The sequence below is a fragment of the Paenibacillus spongiae genome (assembly GCF_024734895.1).
Taxonomy (GTDB): domain Bacteria; phylum Bacillota; class Bacilli; order Paenibacillales; family Paenibacillaceae; genus Paenibacillus_Z; species Paenibacillus_Z spongiae.
Genome location: NZ_CP091430.1, coordinates 85,001 through 102,221, shown reverse-complemented (window position 1 = coordinate 102,221; position 17,221 = coordinate 85,001). Strand labels below are relative to the sequence as shown.

Annotated in this window: 15 protein-coding genes, 1 tRNA gene and 2 rRNA genes (1 of these 18 only partly in view); 1 reads left to right on the top strand and 17 read right to left on the bottom strand. The window is 51.7% G+C overall.

What is annotated here, in order from left to right; translation table 11 throughout:
- Positions 1 to 25: 25 nt before the first annotated feature.
- The 4 genes from L1F29_RS00495 to L1F29_RS00480 form a co-directional block, all read right to left on the bottom strand.
- Positions 26 to 895 (bottom strand): carbohydrate ABC transporter permease, encoded by an 870-nt coding sequence (locus L1F29_RS00495; protein WP_258386472.1) that lies wholly within the window; start codon positions 893 to 895, stop codon positions 26 to 28.
- Entirely contained in the window at positions 896 to 1,840 is a 945-nt protein-coding gene (locus tag L1F29_RS00490; RefSeq protein WP_258386471.1) for a carbohydrate ABC transporter permease, read from the bottom strand. It lies immediately after the preceding gene.
- A gap of 101 nt (positions 1,841 to 1,941) precedes the next feature.
- On the bottom strand, positions 1,942 to 3,477 hold the full coding sequence (locus tag L1F29_RS00485) for an ABC transporter substrate-binding protein (protein ID WP_258386470.1): 1,536 nt from the start codon (positions 3,475 to 3,477) through the stop codon (positions 1,942 to 1,944).
- A 56-nt stretch (positions 3,478 to 3,533) separates the two neighbouring features.
- Positions 3,534 to 4,790, bottom strand: a complete 1,257-nt coding sequence (locus tag L1F29_RS00480; RefSeq protein ID WP_258386469.1) for a Gfo/Idh/MocA family protein — start codon at positions 4,788 to 4,790, stop codon at positions 3,534 to 3,536.
- 279 nt (positions 4,791 to 5,069) lie between these two features.
- On the opposite strand from L1F29_RS00480, the gene L1F29_RS00475 reads away from it, so the two are divergent.
- Positions 5,070 to 6,065 carry a LacI family DNA-binding transcriptional regulator gene (locus L1F29_RS00475; RefSeq protein WP_258386468.1) on the top strand — a complete coding sequence of 332 codons (996 nt, stop codon included), beginning with the start codon at positions 5,070 to 5,072 and terminating at the stop codon, positions 6,063 to 6,065.
- A gap of 173 nt (positions 6,066 to 6,238) precedes the next feature.
- Here L1F29_RS00475 and L1F29_RS00470 read toward each other — a convergent pair whose 3' ends face one another.
- The 13 genes from L1F29_RS00470 to L1F29_RS00410 form a co-directional block, all read right to left on the bottom strand.
- The gene (locus L1F29_RS00470) at positions 6,239 to 7,312 is read right to left on the bottom strand and encodes a hypothetical protein (protein WP_258386467.1); all 1,074 of its coding nucleotides are present in this window, start codon (positions 7,310 to 7,312) and stop codon (positions 6,239 to 6,241) included.
- A gap of 178 nt (positions 7,313 to 7,490) precedes the next feature.
- Entirely contained in the window at positions 7,491 to 7,637 is a 147-nt protein-coding gene (locus L1F29_RS00465) for a small acid-soluble spore protein P (RefSeq protein WP_258386466.1), read from the bottom strand.
- A gap of 15 nt (positions 7,638 to 7,652) precedes the next feature.
- Positions 7,653 to 7,853: a hypothetical protein gene (locus L1F29_RS00460; protein ID WP_258389907.1), complete on the bottom strand. Its 201-nt coding sequence runs from the start codon at positions 7,851 to 7,853 to the stop codon at positions 7,653 to 7,655.
- A gap of 15 nt (positions 7,854 to 7,868) precedes the next feature.
- Positions 7,869 to 8,216, bottom strand: coding sequence for a hypothetical protein (locus L1F29_RS00455; protein ID WP_258386465.1), 348 nt, complete (start codon positions 8,214 to 8,216; stop codon positions 7,869 to 7,871).
- A gap of 121 nt (positions 8,217 to 8,337) precedes the next feature.
- A tRNA-Ser gene (locus tag L1F29_RS00450) sits at positions 8,338 to 8,426 on the bottom strand.
- Positions 8,427 to 8,550: 124 nt separating this feature from the next.
- Positions 8,551 to 9,834: a serine--tRNA ligase gene (gene serS / locus L1F29_RS00445; RefSeq protein ID WP_258386464.1), complete on the bottom strand. Its 1,284-nt coding sequence runs from the start codon at positions 9,832 to 9,834 to the stop codon at positions 8,551 to 8,553.
- A gap of 74 nt (positions 9,835 to 9,908) precedes the next feature.
- Positions 9,909 to 10,499 carry a pyridoxal 5'-phosphate synthase glutaminase subunit PdxT gene (gene pdxT / locus L1F29_RS00440; RefSeq protein WP_258386463.1) on the bottom strand — a complete coding sequence of 197 codons (591 nt, stop codon included), beginning with the start codon at positions 10,497 to 10,499 and terminating at the stop codon, positions 9,909 to 9,911.
- A gap of 4 nt (positions 10,500 to 10,503) precedes the next feature.
- Positions 10,504 to 11,385, bottom strand: coding sequence for a pyridoxal 5'-phosphate synthase lyase subunit PdxS (gene pdxS / locus L1F29_RS00435; RefSeq protein ID WP_258386462.1), 882 nt, complete (start codon positions 11,383 to 11,385; stop codon positions 10,504 to 10,506).
- A 133-nt stretch (positions 11,386 to 11,518) separates the two neighbouring features.
- On the bottom strand, positions 11,519 to 12,832 hold the full coding sequence (locus L1F29_RS00430; protein WP_258386461.1) for a D-alanyl-D-alanine carboxypeptidase family protein: 1,314 nt from the start codon (positions 12,830 to 12,832) through the stop codon (positions 11,519 to 11,521).
- Between the two features lie 134 nt (positions 12,833 to 12,966).
- Positions 12,967 to 14,424 carry an IMP dehydrogenase gene (guaB, locus tag L1F29_RS00425; RefSeq protein ID WP_258386460.1) on the bottom strand — a complete coding sequence of 486 codons (1,458 nt, stop codon included), beginning with the start codon at positions 14,422 to 14,424 and terminating at the stop codon, positions 12,967 to 12,969.
- Positions 14,425 to 14,571: 147 nt separating this feature from the next.
- Positions 14,572 to 15,843 (bottom strand): putative glycoside hydrolase, encoded by a 1,272-nt coding sequence (locus L1F29_RS00420; RefSeq protein ID WP_258386459.1) that lies wholly within the window; start codon positions 15,841 to 15,843, stop codon positions 14,572 to 14,574.
- Positions 15,844 to 16,058: 215 nt separating this feature from the next.
- A 5S ribosomal RNA gene (rrf, locus tag L1F29_RS00415) occupies positions 16,059 to 16,175 on the bottom strand.
- Positions 16,176 to 16,280: 105 nt separating this feature from the next.
- A 23S ribosomal RNA gene (locus L1F29_RS00410) occupies positions 16,281 to 17,221 on the bottom strand (it continues 1,991 nt past the right edge of the window).

Genomic DNA, 17,221 nt, shown 5'->3' with positions numbered 1-17,221 from the left:
CTTCCCATGTCCGTCCCTGCTGCAATTAGCCCTTCGTCGCCCCAAGCGTCGCCCCCTCCATAATCCGCCGTTGAAACAAGATATAGATGATGATTGATGGCACCATGACAATCATGACGCCAGCAAACATGGTCACCCAATCGGCCGTATAGCTCATTCTCATATTGGCTTGGTACATATTGACGCCGATCGTATATTTCGCGGGATCGCTCAGATAAATAAACGGCCCCAGAAAGTTGTTGTACAGCCCGAGAAATTTGAAGATGGCTACCGTGACGATGCCGGGGGTCGAGAGAGGGACGATAATTCGCCAGAACACCTGGAACAGCGTCGCCCCGTCCACATAACCGCTTTCCTCCAGATCCTTCGGCAGCGAGGACATGAACCCGCCGAGCAGCATCAGGAAGAAGACGTTCTCTCCGAAGCTGTCCAGCACGATGAGCCCGGTCAGGTTGTTGGTCAGATGAAGCGTTTTCATAAGGATGTACTGCGGGATGAGCGCATTGATGCCCGGCAGGAATAACGACAGCATGATAATCGACCAGATCAGCTTCCTGCCTCTGAACGTGATCCGCGTTAACGCATACGCATTAAGCGCCGTCAGGAATGTGCCCAACACCAGCCCTACCCCCACGTAATACAGCGTGTTGAGCATCGATTTGCCAATATTGTAGCCCGTCCAGGCTTCATAATAATTGCGCCACTGGAATTGAGTCGGAACCCCCCAAATATTTTGGAAGAAATCCGCATTCGATCTTAGCGACTGGACTAGGATCCATACCACCGGAAAAATAATGGACAGTCCCCATAGAAAAAGCAGTACCCGCCATATGAGGTCCATCACGGAACGACGCCTTTCGATTATGGCCACCTTCTTCGCAATGATTTGGGACAATCAGAATTCGACTCCTTCGTCCGGGTAATATTTATCGAGGATGAGTTTAGCCGCAACGAGAATCAGGAATAGAACCATGCCGATTGCGGAGGCGTACCCATAATTGTGATAATCCTTGCCGAAGGCCATATTGAACATGTAAAGCCCGATCACATCGGTCGAGCCCTCCGGCCCGCCGTTCGTCATGACCATAATCATCTCGAAGCCCTTTATCGTGCCCAGCACGACGAACAAGGCGCAGACCCGGATGACCCCTCGTATTAACGGAATCGTCACTTTGAACAGGATTTGCATCGGACGGGCGCCCTCGATAACCGCAGCCTCATAGATCGATTTCGGAATCCCGCTGATCGCATTCATGAAGATGACCGTATAGAGTCCGACTCCGCTCCACACCATCGGAACGACTAACGCCCACAGCGCCGTTCGGGTATCGCCCAGCCAATAGAACCCTTCTGCCGGTATGCCCACTAATTCCAAGATGCCATTCAACAACCCGAAGCTGCCGTCGAATATAAACGACCATAGCAACGCGACGACGACAGTCGAGAGAATATTCGTAAAGAAATAGAGAACCTTGTAGAATCCGTTCTCTCTGTATGGCTTATTATTCAGCAAATAGGCCAGCAGGAGCGATATAAAAAGGATGGCAAACGGCACGACGATCATATAAAGCAAATTGTGATACAGCGCCCGCCATACGAATTGATCGCTTATCATGAACTTATAGTTGCTGAACCCGACGAACTCCGGCTCGCTTAAGCCGTCCCAATTCAACAAGGAATAATAGATCGACAATAAATTGGGGTATAGCGTAAATAATAGATATCCGCCAAACGAGGGTACGATGGCAAGAACGAGGAAGATCAGCTTTTGCCGTTTTATTTTGTCCGAAACCGCCCGTTTGCGTATGCTTGCCGCGACTTGCTTCGCTTCTGCCGCCACTATCGCTGCCTCCCTGCTAGCTGAATGACCGAAGGGGGAAGCGGATCCCCCTTCGGTTCCGATCGCTTTAACTTATACGGAGCACGAACCGCTTGGCACGATCACTTCGGCCGATCCTTCTCGACGCTCTTCTGAAGCAGCTTCTCGGCTTCCTCCAACACCGGCAGCGGATCTTTCTTCCCAGACGCTACCGCCGTAATCATTTCCGATACGAGCTTCGACGATTGGGCGGATTCCGGACTCATCAAGCTGAAATTACGGCGGAAGGAAATATACTTCACATCGTGCTTCGTCGCATACTCCATGACTGCCGCAGGAGCCGGCTGAAGCTTGGCAATGCGCGCCGGATCGTCGCCGAAATCAAGGCGGGCAGGGAAGGCTCCCGCTTCGGATGCAAGAATCTCCTGGATTTCAAAGCTGTACAGGCTTAGGATGAATTCCTTCGCCCACTTCTTCACATTCTCCGGCTTGTTCTTCCATATGCTGAATCCGATATCGGTTACGCCGGAGTTGATGAATATCGTTTGATTCTTGTCATTCGTAGCAGGAATGGCCATAAAGCCCCACTTGAAGCCTTCCGGCGTGCTATTCTTCATCTCATTGCCGACCCAATCGCCCGTAGACACGAGCGCAGCCTTGTGCTGCAGCACCTGCATTTGGGACTGGGTATGGTTAAGCGCTGCAACCCCTTGCGGGAAATATCCCTTCTTGCCTAGATCGTATAGACGGTTCCACTCTTCCTTACTGTAATCCGTCGTTAACTGCGGGCCGTTATAATTGCGGAAATTATCGAGATAGGCATCGAATTTGCCCTCTCCCTGGGCCAAGCCAAACGGCAGAAGATCGAACGTATAGTTTGTCAGATAGCCTGCGTACACACCCGGGAACGTAATGGGGATTATATCCTTCGATTTAATGTCGCCCAGCAGGGCAACAAATTCATCCCATGTGCTCGGATTCTTGTTCCAGCCATGCTTGTCGAACAGGTTCTGGTCGAAGAACAGCCCGGCTGTATAGCCGCCTACCGGTACCCGGCTTGTCATTCCTTTGAACTTAACCGCTTCGAACATGTCATCGGAAATGACGGACCGGAGCGTCTTGTCGGTTTCGTCCGGCAGGACACGGTCCCACAGATCGTCCTGCGGCTCGATCTTGCCCGCTTCGATTAATTTCTCTCCCTGGCCGGCCGCCGTGAATCTCGGGAAGAACAGGTCGAACATTTCCTCGTCATCGCCTGCGGCAATCATCGGCTCAAGGATCGTTTCCAGCGTCGGTGTCGAGGTGATGTCGAAGGAGACGTTCGGATACTTCTCCGTAAACTTCTTCACGGCCGTATCCATCCAGGAGCGCCCGCCGCCGTTTTCCCAGAACCCGACCTTCAGCGTAACCTTCTCGCTCTTCGATAAGCCGTTCTCCGGATAGACCTCATCCTTCGCGGCGTTATTCGTCTTGCCTTCCGTACCGGCATTCGCACCCGCATTCTTATTGCCGCTCTTGTTTCCTTGGTCAGCGGTATTCCCGTTATTGCCGGCATTACCGCCCTTCCCGTCATTACCGGCCTTATTGCCTCCCGAGCATCCGGCCAGCAGGGTAACGACCATGATCACGGCCATTAACAAAGTCATCGATTTTTTCATATTCATATCCCCCGATATCGTATATGGTCATCACTCTTGCATCTTCCAACAACGATTTATGTCATCTGAGGTATCATGCTGCTTAGCTCTATGGAGCCGCCTCCTTCAAGCCTCGATTGTTCCGCTGCGAAAGCCATCAGATGGCTTTGGACGGAGGCTTGGGCGGAAGTTAGCCCGTCTGCAGACCTGCCTGCTCTTACTTGCTCCAGAAAGGACTGGACCAGAAGCTCGTCGCCGCCCCCATGACCCCTTGTATGGACATGGACGGGAATAGACACGGGCTGCTTGCCGAAGGGGTAGAGCGTAATTTCCTCGTCCTCCATGCGGCCTCTTATTTCGCCGAACGTCCCCATGATTTGAACCGTTCTGGAGCAATCATGCGTGAAGCCCGACATCGTGAATGACGCCGTCGCCCCATTCCCGAACTCCATGTTCACAACCTGATGATCGACAACGTCATTGTCGCAGCGGTATACACAGCGGCCGAACGGGCCTTCGTGAAGCGCGTTATTAATTCCGTCAGGCGACAAATCATGCGTTATAAATCTGGACCACTCATGCGTCTCGTCCTCGGAATAAATCTTGATTGCGGAATACGGACATTCCCGCTCGACCGGACAACCGCCGGTGCACCGCTCCGTCGATCCGGCCGGCGCCCGCTCCGGGCGAAAATGCAGCAATGAACCGTAAGAGCTGACGCGAAGGCAGGGCTGATCCATTAACCACGCAATGATATCCATGTCGTGGCAGGATTTCTGCAGGATCATGGGACTGGTTTCGTCCGTTCTCCGCCAATTCCCCCGGACGAAGCTGTGGGCCATGTGAAAATAACCGACGTTCTCGTTCAACTGAATCGAGACGATATCTCCAATGGCACGGTCAGCCAGAAGCTCTTTCACCTTCGACCAGAAGGGTGTATATCGCAGCACATGGCAGACCGTTAACAGCCTGTCATGCTTCTTGGCAGCCTCGGCCAATTGCAGCACCTCGTCCTTATAAGGGGACATTGGCTTTTCCAACAATACGTGATAACCTTGAGATAGCGCTTTCAAAGCTGGCTGAAAATGCATCCTGTCTTGTGTCGAAATGACCGCGACATCGGCAAATTTTGGCTTGAACAGGGCTTGTTCCCAGCTATCGAAACGGTACGATTCCCTAATGCCATGCTCCTTCACCGCATGCTGCCTGCGTTCTTGATCAGGATCCGCAACAGCGACGATTTGCATCTGATCCGGATGATTGTTCGCATACTGACCATAAACAAACCTCCCTCTTGCACCAGCTCCTATGAGTACCGCGGTGATTCGGCGCATCGAGCTCATCCCCCTTCCAGATATAGTAATGACTAATCATGTAAGAATATAACTCGCGTTATGAGAGCTGTCAACAATTTTTTCCATAATTGCGTTTTGTTATGAGCCAAGAAGCAGATCTGTGTGAAAAAGAGGGAGAGAAACCGCGTGTTCATCCCCTTTTTCTGTATTCAACCCCGGTTCATTCCACTTTATGGATTGACGATCTCTCCCTCAACTCTTAGAATATAACTATCGTTATCTCATTTGTCTAAATGGATTTATGAAGGAGCCCACCCGATGGTTACGAAGAAAGAAATTGCAGAATATCTTGGCATTTCGCGCACGGCCGTATCTCTCGTATTAAATAACACGCCGAGCAGCACGATCTCCGCCGAGACGAGAACCCGAATCCTGCAGGCGGCCAAAGAGCTCGGTTACCGCGATGTTGAGGTTAGCCCCAAGCTGTGTTATGTGTTATATAATCGCGAATCTAATGACCCGCGTTATATGGGGAATTTGAAAGTTATGGAGGAGGAGGCAAGCCAGCTGAACTACGGGCTTGTCTTTATGAACATTACGTCTGCGGAAGACTCGCTCAATAAACTGCAGCGGCTGCTGGACAATCAGGAGATCGAAGGCTTCATCGTTTCGGGCGATGTGGACAAGACGCTCATCGACATGTTTCGTCAATCGCAGGCACCCTATATCATAGAGGGCCTTCCCTTGCCCGACATCATCGACAACGTGAATTTCGCCGCCAACGATGATCGAAGGCTGGCCTATGACGCAACGAGCTATTTAATTTCTATCGGCCACACGCGTATCGCGTTATTCATGGGAAGCTTGGACTATTACACGCATCGCCTGGGCATGGAAGGCTACTGCCAGGCACTGGAGGATAATGGTTTGCCGGTTGATAAATCGCTCATCCAGATCAGCAACGAAGAGAACGGTTATGAGCTTTGCAAAAGGGCCGAGATTCTGCAGGTCGACTATACGGCTGCCTTCTGTGCCAATACGGTCATCCAGTTCGGCGTCCTGCAGCGGCTGAAGGAGACCGGCACGGCTGTTCCTCAGAGCATCAGCCTGATCGGCTCCGGCTTGAACGAGCTCGCAAGAGTAAGCGTTCCTCAGCTAACGACGTTATATGCTTCCACGGCGGAAACGGCGAAGACCGTCTCCCTGCTTATCGATATCATCCATACCCGTGTCCCTTATGGCAACTCTTGTCTCTTTACGAAGTTCGAGCGATTTGAAGGCGGAACTGCAGCCCCGCGCAAGACCAAGCATTGACTGACCGGGCCTTCCGATCAGAATGATTGCCGGATAGCTATGCTATCTCTACCCGGTTAGACTCCTTTCCACCTTTTCAACAAACATACAGAAAGAGCGCCCTCCCGCAGGAGAGCGCTCTTCTTGGATATGAATTCGTAGGATTCATGAAATCCACAATAATGGCAAGAATCTTACAGTTCGCCGCCGAACATCGTCATCAGCTCTTCGAATGAAACGGCGTCTTTCGGAAGCTCGTTCTCGAACTTCACGTCTTTGTTCAAGTTATCATATTTCATCAACAGATGCATAGCAAATTTCATCGTTTGTGCTTCTTCCGTCATTTCAAGGTTGGCGCGGACGTCTTGATAAGTCAGGTAATCGTCCTTAATCGCCCCTGTCAGGCTAAGCTCGTTCACCTTCAGGCTCTTCTTGATTTCTTCAATACCCTTCTTGATCTCGCTGTCCGCTGTCGAATCCAGCTGCTTCTTCGCTTCTTCCAGATCAGCCTTTGTCAATTGCAGAGCTTTCAAGTACTCTTCGTTCTTCATCAACAGATCGAGAATTTGCGGAGCTACTTTGTCGACGATTGTCGTGATGGCTTGGTCGAAGTTTTGCTGCGTAACCGCAAAACGGACGATCTGATCTTGCTTCAGATCAGCCGGGAAGTCTTTAACCTCTTCCGCCTTTGGCTCGCTGAAATATGTCTTCTCATCGAAGTTGTCGAGCAGAACCTTAGCCATATCTTGACCCATCTTCTGCGTCACAGCCACATCCGGCAGCGCGGCGTCTTGACCGGCTTGCTCGGCAAGCTTCTTCATATCGAGCTCGATGAATTTGCCGGAGATCTCTTCTGGCAATGGAACGCCCGGAATCGACGGAATCTTCACCCACATCTTATCTTGCGTCACAATCATCGGAATAGATAGATTGAAGCTCGAACCATCGGCACCCATGACCAGGTCCATTGTCATGTCCGTACGCATCGGTTCGGCTTGATACGTACCTTTGATCTTGACCGTAGAGCCCTTCAACATATTTGCAACTGCCGCTACGCCGGCTGCTTCTGCAGAATCGCCTGCAATACCTTCCGGAATGACGACATCGTCAAATCCAAATGACCCCTCAACCGTATACGATTTTAATTCGCTCATTTTCGACATTGCCGATACGACAGCCTCTTTCGGCGGTTTCCCCGAGCTGCAAGCTGTAACAACGGTCAGAATTGCTGCGAGTACCACAACAAGTCCGGCTTTCCATACTTTCATTTCTGTAAATCCCCTTCCTTATTTTCATAACATCTATACATTTTATACGATGAATAGGGAAATTTGAAGCTTAAGATTTGTTAAAGCATGAAAAAAGGAGTCCTTTCATTTCCAAAACATAATTTGGAATGTAAGGAATCCCTTTGTCTTCGTGCTTTATCTTGTCATAACTCGGCTATTATCCCTCACCGTTATTATGACGGGTATGGTTCTGATTCTTTACTTTCTTGGAGCCCGATAGCGGCTCCTGCGGACCTGCATGGGTCTTCTTACCTGCTTCGTGGTTCTCTCCGTCCGGTACGGGAACGGCTCTTGGTTTACTCATACGGAATCCTCCCTTTTAGCTGCGCGGATGCGACAAATCGGTCGGTTCATCATGGTTAAGCATGTCCTGATGACGGCGATCGTTCGAATCCTGCTGAAATTGCTGCGCTTGATGGCTGTTCACCGGATTTTCCTCCAGTTCTTTGATCACATTGCTTAAATTTTTATCAATAGCACCTTTTGGCTTCGTCATATTGGTTCTAACCGTCCTTTCCATTCACAAACCGGTCTCCTATGTTTTCGTAACCGCGTGGAGCGTCTGTGCGCATTCATGGATATGCCGTGTATAGTCTTGAATTAATTGTTGAATAATTTCGGTTCGCTCATCAACGGAGCGGCCGTCTCTCTCCACGTCGACCAGTTCCACCCGCACCTCGCGGCTGTCCACATATTCCACTCGGAAATCAAAGCTATACATCTGATGGCCAGCAGCCTCTATAGTGATTCGAAGTGCTTGTTCATTCGCTTCATCCGGCTTGACGATTGCGCTATCCGTTTCATTAATCGTATCCGGCAGCGTCCGCTGCCAAGCTTCGGCTAGCTGCTGTTGGCCGATACGCAATCCATCCTGTTTGTTCATCGCTTACCACCTCCATGCCGATAATATGCGGCTTCCGGCGCTATTTTATGTACTTGGGGGACGGTGAAAGCACAAAATAAAAAAGCCTGCATATGGCATGCAGGCTGTCGGTTATAAATTATGGCGGAGAGGGTGGGATTCGAACCCACGTGGGCTTGCACCCTAACGGTTTTCAAGACCGCCCCGTTATGACCGCTTCGGTACCTCTCCATGTATATTCGGTTTCGTGTCCGGACCTCTAACAAGGGGACAAGAAATATTGTACCACAGGTCAAAACATTCATGCAACTATATTTTGACCTGTGGTTGGTTTACGTTCACTTTACAGCGGCGACTAGTCCTTAGGACGAATCGCTTCCAAGCCGTTCATATAGGGACGCAATACCTCAGGGATCACAATGGTGCCATCCTCTTGCTGATAATTCTCCATGATGGCTGCAACCGTCCGCCCAACCGCCAGACCCGAGCCGTTCAAGGTATGAACGAACTCCGGCTTGCTCTTCGCCTCCCGGCGGAACCGGATCCCGGCGCGGCGTGCCTGGAAGTCTTCAAAGTTGGAGCACGAGGAGATTTCACGGTAGGTGCCGCCGCTTGGCAGCCACACTTCAAGATCATACGTCTTCGCGGAGGTGAAGCCCATATCTCCGGTGCACAGCGTCAGGACGCGGTATGGCAATCCTAACAATTGAAGCACCTTCTCGGCGTTCTGTGTCAGCGACTCAAGCTCCGCGTACGACTCCTCAGGCTTACACAGCTTCACAAGCTCGACCTTATTGAATTGATGCTGACGGATCAGTCCGCGCGTATCCCGGCCAGCCGCACCTGCTTCCGAGCGGAAACAAGCGCTGTATGCGACGAAGTATTTCGGAAGCTCTTCCGCGTTCAATATTTCCTCGCGATGCACGTTCGTTACCGGCACCTCCGCCGTTGGGATCAGATAATAATCGGTCCCGTTCAGCTTGAACAGATCCTCTTCGAACTTCGGCAGCTGTCCTGTACCGATTAGGCTGTCGCGGTTTACGATATAAGGCGGCAGCATCTCTTCATAGCCATGCTCGTCGCTGTGCAGATCCATCATGAAGCTGATCAGCGCACGCTCCAGCCGGGCTCCAAGACCGCGGTAGAAGACGAAACGGGAACCCGTTACCTTCCCTGCTGCTTCAAAATCGAGAATGCCGAGCTGCTGGGCTAGGTCCCAGTGCGCTTTCGGCTCGAACGCGAAGGCAGGTACATCGCCTACACGGCGAATCTCGACATTATCCTCTTCCGAAGCACCCACGGGGACGCTGTCATGAGGAATATTCGGAATGGAGAGCGTCAGCTCCTCGATCTCCGCTTCAGCATTGCGAAGCTCTTCATCCAGCTCCTTGATGCGGTCGCCTACCTCACGCATCTCGACGATGAGCGCTTCTGCATCTCCGCCGCTCTTCTTCAGCTTTGCCACTTCTTGCGATACCGTATTGCGGCGGCTCTTCAGCAGCTCGCTCTCCTGCAGCAGCTCAAGACGTTTTGCGTCAAGCGCAGGAAAGCCTGCGATTATATCAAGCGATTTTCCACGGTTAGTAAGCGCTTGTTCGACCTTGCCGAACTCATTTCGCAGCAATTTCACATCTAACACGAACAATGAACCCCTCTCTTAATGCGATAGACTTCATGACCTAATACGGCAAAAAGACTGCGTACAACGCAGTCTTATGCCTTTTTCCGATTCGCCGCCTCTTCAGCCATGTTTAGAAAATAAGCATGGAGCCGGTAGTCATCGGTCAATTCCGGATGGTAGGAGGATACGAGCAGATGGCCCTGGCGTGCCGTAACGATCTCGCCGTTATACACCGAGAGCACATCCACCTCCGGCGATACCTCTTTGATGAGCGGAGCGCGGATGAAGACCGCACGAATCGGATCTTCGATCCCTTTAACGGGGAGATCCGTCTCGAAGCTCTCGCGCTGACGGCCGAACGCATTGCGCGCAACCGTGATGTCCATAAGCTCGAGATGCGCTTCTTCCTGACCCTCGATGCGCTTCGCCAGCACGATCAGCCCTGCGCAAGTCCCGAACAACGGCTTGCCCTGCGCCGAGAATTCGCGGATCGCCTCCATGAAGCCATACTTGCGCATCAGCTTCCCGATCGTCGTGCTCTCGCCGCCTGGAATGATCAATCCATCCAGCTCATCCAACTGTTCCGTAAGCTTAACGGCTACCGGCTCCCCGCCGGCAGCCGCAATACTGCGCATATGTTCTGCAACAGCGCCCTGAAGCGCTAATACGCCGATCTTCCTCATCGGCTTACCAGCCGCGATCCTGCATCCGTTGGGATGGATCAAGCTTGGAAATTTCAATGCCTTTCATCGGCGTGCCAAGATTCTTGGACACTTCCGCGATCAGCTTATAATCTTGGTAATGTGTTGTCGCTTCGACAATAGCACGGGCGAATTTCTCCGGATTGTCGGACTTGAAGATACCGGAGCCAACGAATACGCCGTCCGCGCCAAGGTGCATCATCAGTGCCGCATCGGATGGTGTTGCTACGCCGCCTGCAGCGAAATTCACGACCGGCAATTTGCCCGTCTCATGAACGCCGAGCAGCAGATCGTAGTTCACGCCAAGATTCTTCGCTTCGTGATACAGCTCGTCCTTCGACATGCCTTGTACTTTGCGGAGCTGGCCCATAATGAGACGCATGTGGCGAACAGCCTCCACGATATTGCCTGTTCCCGGCTCGCCCTTCGTACGCATCATCGACGCACCTTCTTGAATACGGCGCAGCGCTTCGCCAAGGTCTTTCGCTCCGCAGACGAACGGTACCGTGAAATCGCGCTTATCGATGTGGAACACTTCATCGGCAGGCGTCAGCACTTCACTCTCGTCAATGTAGTCGGCACCCAGCGCTTCAAGGACCTTCGCTTCGACAAAGTGTCCGATACGAGCTTTGGCCATGACCGGAATCGATACAACCTTCATGACTTCTTCCAGCACAGTCGGGTCAGCCATACGGGCTACGCCGCCAGCGGCACGAATATCGGATGGCACGCGCTCAAGAGCCATAACCGCCGTTGCGCCTGCTGCTTCCGCAACTTTCGCTTGTTCAGCGTTCATGACGTCCATGATGACGCCGCCTTTTTGCATTTCTGCCATACCGCGTTTAACGCGAGAAGTTCCTGTTTCCATTCTAGAGAGCCTCCTGTACTGTAAGTTTTGCTTATTATTCACGCTTCCGAACACGCTCTAACCATTGATTTTACAGTATTCGGCCCGAATCGACAACCATCATTTCATACTAATCTGGTCGTATTAAAGAAGGTTAGAACAAATTCACGATCCCATTGAACAATCCGACAAAAAAGTCTTTGATTGCCCGGAACATCAGGCGCCACCAGCTGGCTTTCTCGACTTCCTCGGAGGCGATTAATTCAACGGTCGAATCGATCGTTTTTCCCGTATCCGGATCCTTGTAAGTGTACGTTACGGACCCGACCTTCTGACCAACCGCGATCGGTGCGACCAGCTGATCTTCCGTCATCAGTTCCAGCTTCGTTTGCTCCAGCTTTGGCTCGACGGATTTCTTCACCAAGAAAGTAATATCGGATTTCGTCGTAATCGGCACTTCCGTGGAAACGCCCTTCTTTATTTTGACCGTCTTCGCGTTTTCTACCACTGATTTCGATGCAATGACGGTCTTCCGCTCAAAATTGTTGAAGCCGTAATCGAACAGCTTGGCCGTCTCGCGGAAACGGGATTCCTTCGTTTTGGCACCCATCACGACAGAGATCAAGCGCGTATCGCCGCGCATAGCCGTACCCGTAAAACAGTAGCCTGCAGCGCTGATATAGCCTGTCTTCATCCCGTCGACTCCCGGATAAGAGAATGACCGCAAGCTCGGCGTTTCCGGATTCGTCTTGTGGGCCTCCAGCATCCAGTTCCAGTTAACCATCGGCTTGGAGTCTCTTTCGCGGAATTTATAAGTAGAAATCTTGGAGTAGTCCAAAAACTCTTTATGCTGCTCAAGCAAAATTTTGGAGAACTTCGCCAGATCTCTGGCCGAGATGACCGTCGTATCCAACAGACCGGTTGCGCTTGTAAAGTGAGCGGTCTTCAAACCAAGCTTTTGTGCCGTTTCATTCATTTTCTTAACGAATGCTTCCTCGGTCCCGGAAATATGGTCGGCTAACGCAATGGTTGCATCATTCGCAGATCCGACTGCCATCGCAATGTATAAGTCCTTTAGAGGGTGTTGGTCGCCTTCGGCCAAATAAATCTGCGAACCGTCGGGAGGGGTGGAAGCAGCGGCCTTCGAAGCCGTGACAACGGTATCCCACTTCTGTCTCCCGGCCTTAATTTCTTCCAGAACGATATATTCCGTCATTAGTTTCGTCATACTTGCCGGAGGGCGTGCCTCATCCGCGTTCATTTCATAGAGCACCTGTCCGGTGGCAGCATCGATTAGAATGGCAGCTTTCGCATCAATTCCGAGCGGATTGGCAGCTGCACCTTTGGTTGCGTCATTATCTCCTACTGCCAGCACAGCGGTGGAACCCACTGTCATCATGAGCAGCCATACAGCAAGCATGGCGGAAATGACCGGCAGCAGACGTACCGGTATTCGATTCCGTTTCAACGTCTTCTCTCCTTTTCTCCCATGGGATAATCTATCGTTTATTGTATCACACGAAACCTATATGAAAAAAGACAAGCTCTGGGAATGGCGGCTAATCACCATCTCCCTGCTTGTCTTCAACATGATGACGTCAATTACAGCGAGTAATTCGGCGCTTCTTTCGTAATTTGCACGTCATGCGGATGGCTCTCGCGCAGACCTGCATTCGTGATGCGAATGAATTGCGTATCATACTTTAATTGATCGATTGTTTGGGCGCCGCAATACCCCATACCGGAGCGCAAGCCGCCGATCAATTGATGAACCGTATCGGCTAACGGCCCTTTGAACGGCACGCGGCCTTCGATTCCTTCCGGAACGAGCTTATTCTCGTTCTCCTGGAAATAACGGTCCTTGCTGCCTTCTTTCATTGCGCCGATGGAGCCCATACCGCGATAAACCTTAAACCGGCGGCCTTGATAAATCTCTTGTTCGCCCGGGCTTTCTTCCGTTCCGGCGAACAAGCTGCCGATCATAATGGCGCTCGCGCCTGCTGCGATAGCCTTCGTTACGTCGCCGGAGTACTTAATTCCCCCGTCGGCAATGACAGGAATGTTATATTGACGCGCGACGTCGGCACAATCATAAATGGCTGTAATTTGCGGTACGCCGATCCCTGCAATAACGCGCGTGGTGCAAATCGAGCCCGGTCCCATACCGACTTTAATGACGGATGCGCCAGCCTCGATCAATTCGCGAGTGCCGTCGCCAGTCGCCACATTGCCTGCAACGAGCGTCAACTCAGGGAAGGCGCTGCGGAGCTTCTTCACCATATCGATGACATTGCGTTGATGGCCATGGGCGGTATCGATAACGAGAACATCGACACCGGCCTTCACAAGCGCTTCAGCGCGCTCTGGCGTGTCCTTGGCTATCCCTACTGCTGCCCCGCATAGCAGACGGCCTTGAGCGTCCTTCGCTGCGTTCGGGAACTGGATCGCTTTCTCAATATCTTTAATCGTTATCAGACCCTTGAGGATGTTATTCTCATCCACGAGCGGGAGCTTCTCGATCTTATGCTGCTGCAGCAGAACCTCAGCCTCAGCCAGCGTCGTGCCTACAGGTGCGGTAACCAGGTTCTGGTGCGTCATGACTTCGCTGATTTTCATGGAGTAGTCATGGACGAAACGCAAGTCGCGGTTCGTTAGAATCCCGACCAGCTTCTGATTCTCATCTACAACCGGAACGCCGGAGATCCGGTATTTGCCCATTAGTTCTTCCGCATGGTAGACGTGATGTTCCGGATTAAGCGAGAACGGATTGGTAATAACGCCGCTCTCCGACCGTTTAACGCGATCGACTTCCTCCGCTTGCTGCTGTATGGACATATTCTTATGAATAATTCCGATGCCGCCTTCTCTGGCCATAGCAATTGCCAAGGCTGCCTCAGTAACTGTATCCATTCCCGCACTCATTAACGGAATATTTAATTTCACCTGAGCACTAAGCTTAACCGATACATCGACTTCCCGCGGCAGTACCTCCGATTTACGGGGTACCAACAGTACATCGTCAAAGGTTAACCCCTCTTTGGCGAATTTATCTTCCCACACAAGTATGTCCTCCTTAACGTTTCACTCAATCAACACCAGGTTGTCCAAAATCGCCCTAAATCGATGTCTCTCGCGTATATTATTAGCAATCTTAGCAGAGGGGTTAGGGGCTGTCAAGATAACTGCAGACGAGCTTCCATGTAAAAATTATGAATGATAATCATACTTACAATTCGAGCTCCAGAGCAGGAATTGATTGACACCTTGCTCCTTGGCTGCTTGAATTTGCAGACGAATTTCGTTCATTCCATAGTGCTGGTGCGGATGGATCCATGTCGCCGTGAAGCTTTGCAGCCAGGGTCGAATTTCCGCCGCAGGCTTGCCATTCTTACGGAGGTAACCATTTCGCTGGTTAGCATCGATCATGGCCTGACGGATGACTTTACTCGGATGCAGGTCCGGTTGACTGATCCCATACATGCCGTTTGAATAGTGGGATGGATAAGTCATCGGGGATATAAAATCAACCGTGCTCGATATGGCCTGCCAACTTTGGCCGATTCCCATGTCATCCTTGGCAGATGTCACAAGGCCGAATACATCCGCCGAAACAAGCGCGCCTGCAGCATGAACACGCGAACGTGCTTGGCGCAGGAAGTCCCCAATGATCTCCGCTTTGCTCACTCCATTAGCATGGCCGAATTGCACTTCCTCGTTAAGCCGAGGGCCGTGATCGGGAAATCGGACATAATCGAATTGAATTTCATCAAAGCCCAGGCGCGCAGCTTCTTCCGCTATCTTCATGTTGTATTCTTGAACGGACCTGACATAAGGATCGACCCATGACTTCCCTTTTCGGTCTATCCACACACCACCTGTTTTTTTCTGCAGCGCGCCACTCGGGAGACGCTGCGCATACAACGGATCCTTAAAAACCACGACTCTGCCGATGGTATAGATTTGCTTCGCTCGCAGTGTAGACAACAGCGAGCGGATATCGCCTATTAATGGATTCCGGTCAGCCTGAATCGCCTTCACTTCCGGCAGCGATGAGCGGTAGGTTAAGTTTCCATAATCATTTTTCACATCGATGACCATTGCGTTCAGGTCGGTCTCGTCAACGAGCTGAATGAGGCGGCTCATACGTTTCCGATCGCCAGCAATCCAGCCCGATACATAAATGCCTCTGACCGGCGTATGTATTCCTTTGCGAGGGGGATGCGCGGTCTGGGAACGCAAGGCTTCGCCGTTGCGCTGCTTGATCACGAAGGTTTGTTTTCGGCCCGTATTCGCTTTTATAGACAGCTTCTGCTGCAAGATGGAAGCCGGCTTGTGATTCACTTGAGGCGGTTCCTTCAACTCCGGCAGAATCACCTCTGACCGCCGCTCGATGGAGCTGCAGCTATTCATGACCAAGGCAATGGAGAGCAGCGTAACTCCTGTTAGGATGGCTTTGCCTAACGATCTAAATTTGTGCATGTATTAACACCCCCATGTACGCAGCATTCATTGACAGTAGTATGAGCGTAACCGTCATGCGAATTGTGAAGGAGATAGCACCATATAAGGGGAAAGCTGGATGGAATGAAATTGGTCCATAGGAAACGGAGTTATTGGAAGGGGTCATACCGGGGGAACGAATTTATGCTTAGGATAAAACAAAAAGCCGACCGCAAATGCGGTCGGTTCCTCGTGCTTGGCGACGTCCTACTCTTCCAGGACCCTGCGGTCCAAGTACCATCGGCGCTGAAGGGCTTAACGGTCGTGTTCGAGATGGGTACGCGTGGTTCCCCTTCGCCATTACCACCAAACGTTTCAGGTGTTTTGTTACACCTTCAAAACTGGATACGAGTTTGCGCAACTCTTATATCTAAAGCATATGCTTCCGAAGCAGTCTTTCACTCCGTGAAAGCTTGTAGGATAAGCCCTCGACCGATTAGTATTCGTCAGCTGCATGCATTACTGCACTTCCACCCCGAACCTATCAACCTGGTCGTCTTCCAGGGGTCTTACTGAATTGGGAAATCTCATCTTGAGGGGGGCTTCGCGCTTAGATGCTTTCAGCGCTTATCCCGTCCGTACATAGCTACCCAGCGGTGCTCCTGGCGGAACAACTGGTACACCAGCGGTACGTCCATCCCGGTCCTCTCGTACTAAGGACAGCTCCTCTCAAATTTCCTACGCCCACGACAGATAGGGACCGAACTGTCTCACGACGTTCTGAACCCAGCTCGCGTACCGCTTTAATGGGCGAACAGCCCAACCCTTGGGACCTACTTCAGCCCCAGGATGCGATGAGCCGACATCGAGGTGCCAAACCTCCCCGTCGATGTGGACTCTTGGGGGAGATAAGCCTGTTATCCCCAGGGTAGCTTTTATCCGTTGAGCGATGGCCCTTCCATGCGGTACCACCGGATCACTAAGCCCGACTTTCGTCCCTGCTCGACTTGTAGGTCTCGCAGTCAAGCTCCCTTATGCCTTTGCACGCTACGAATGATTTCCAACCATTCTGAGGGAACCTTTGGGCGCCTCCGTTACTTTTTAGGAGGCGACCGCCCCAGTCAAACTGCCCGCCTGACACGGTCCCTCCACCCGATTCAGGGTGGCAGGTTAGAACTCCGATACGATCAGGGTGGTATCCCAACGGTGCCTCCACCGAAGCTGGCGCTCCGGCTTCCTAGGCTCCCACCTATCCTGTACAGATCGTACCAAAGTCCAATATCAAGCTGCAGTAAAGCTCCATGGGGTCTTTCCGTCTTGTCGCGGGTAACCTGCATCTTCACAGGTATTAAAATTTCACCGGATCTCTCGTTGAGACAGCGCCCAAGTCGTTACGCCATTCGTGCGGGTCAGAATT

What these genes read in the sequence shown, in the direction of transcription:
- L1F29_RS00485 (WP_258386470.1), bottom strand. Translation starts at nt 3,477, where the DNA reads ATGAAAAAATCGATGACTTTGTTAATGGCCGTGATCATGGTCGTTACC.
- L1F29_RS00480 (WP_258386469.1), bottom strand. Translation starts at nt 4,790, where the DNA reads ATGCGCCGAATCACCGCGGTACTCATAGGAGCTGGTGCAAGAGGGAGG.
- L1F29_RS00475 (WP_258386468.1), top strand. Translation starts at nt 5,070, where the DNA reads ATGGTTACGAAGAAAGAAATTGCAGAATATCTTGGCATTTCGCGCACG.
- L1F29_RS00470 (WP_258386467.1), bottom strand. Translation starts at nt 7,312, where the DNA reads ATGAAAGTATGGAAAGCCGGACTTGTTGTGGTACTCGCAGCAATTCTG.
- L1F29_RS00465 (WP_258386466.1), bottom strand. Translation starts at nt 7,637, where the DNA reads ATGAGTAAACCAAGAGCCGTTCCCGTACCGGACGGAGAGAACCACGAA.
- L1F29_RS00460 (WP_258389907.1), bottom strand. Translation starts at nt 7,853, where the DNA reads ATGGAAAGGACGGTTAGAACCAATATGACGAAGCCAAAAGGTGCTATT.
- L1F29_RS00455 (WP_258386465.1), bottom strand. Translation starts at nt 8,216, where the DNA reads ATGAACAAACAGGATGGATTGCGTATCGGCCAACAGCAGCTAGCCGAA.
- pdxT (WP_258386463.1), bottom strand. Translation starts at nt 10,499, where the DNA reads ATGAGGAAGATCGGCGTATTAGCGCTTCAGGGCGCTGTTGCAGAACAT.
- pdxS (WP_258386462.1), bottom strand. Translation starts at nt 11,385, where the DNA reads ATGGAAACAGGAACTTCTCGCGTTAAACGCGGTATGGCAGAAATGCAA.
- L1F29_RS00420 (WP_258386459.1), bottom strand. Translation starts at nt 15,843, where the DNA reads ATGCACAAATTTAGATCGTTAGGCAAAGCCATCCTAACAGGAGTTACG.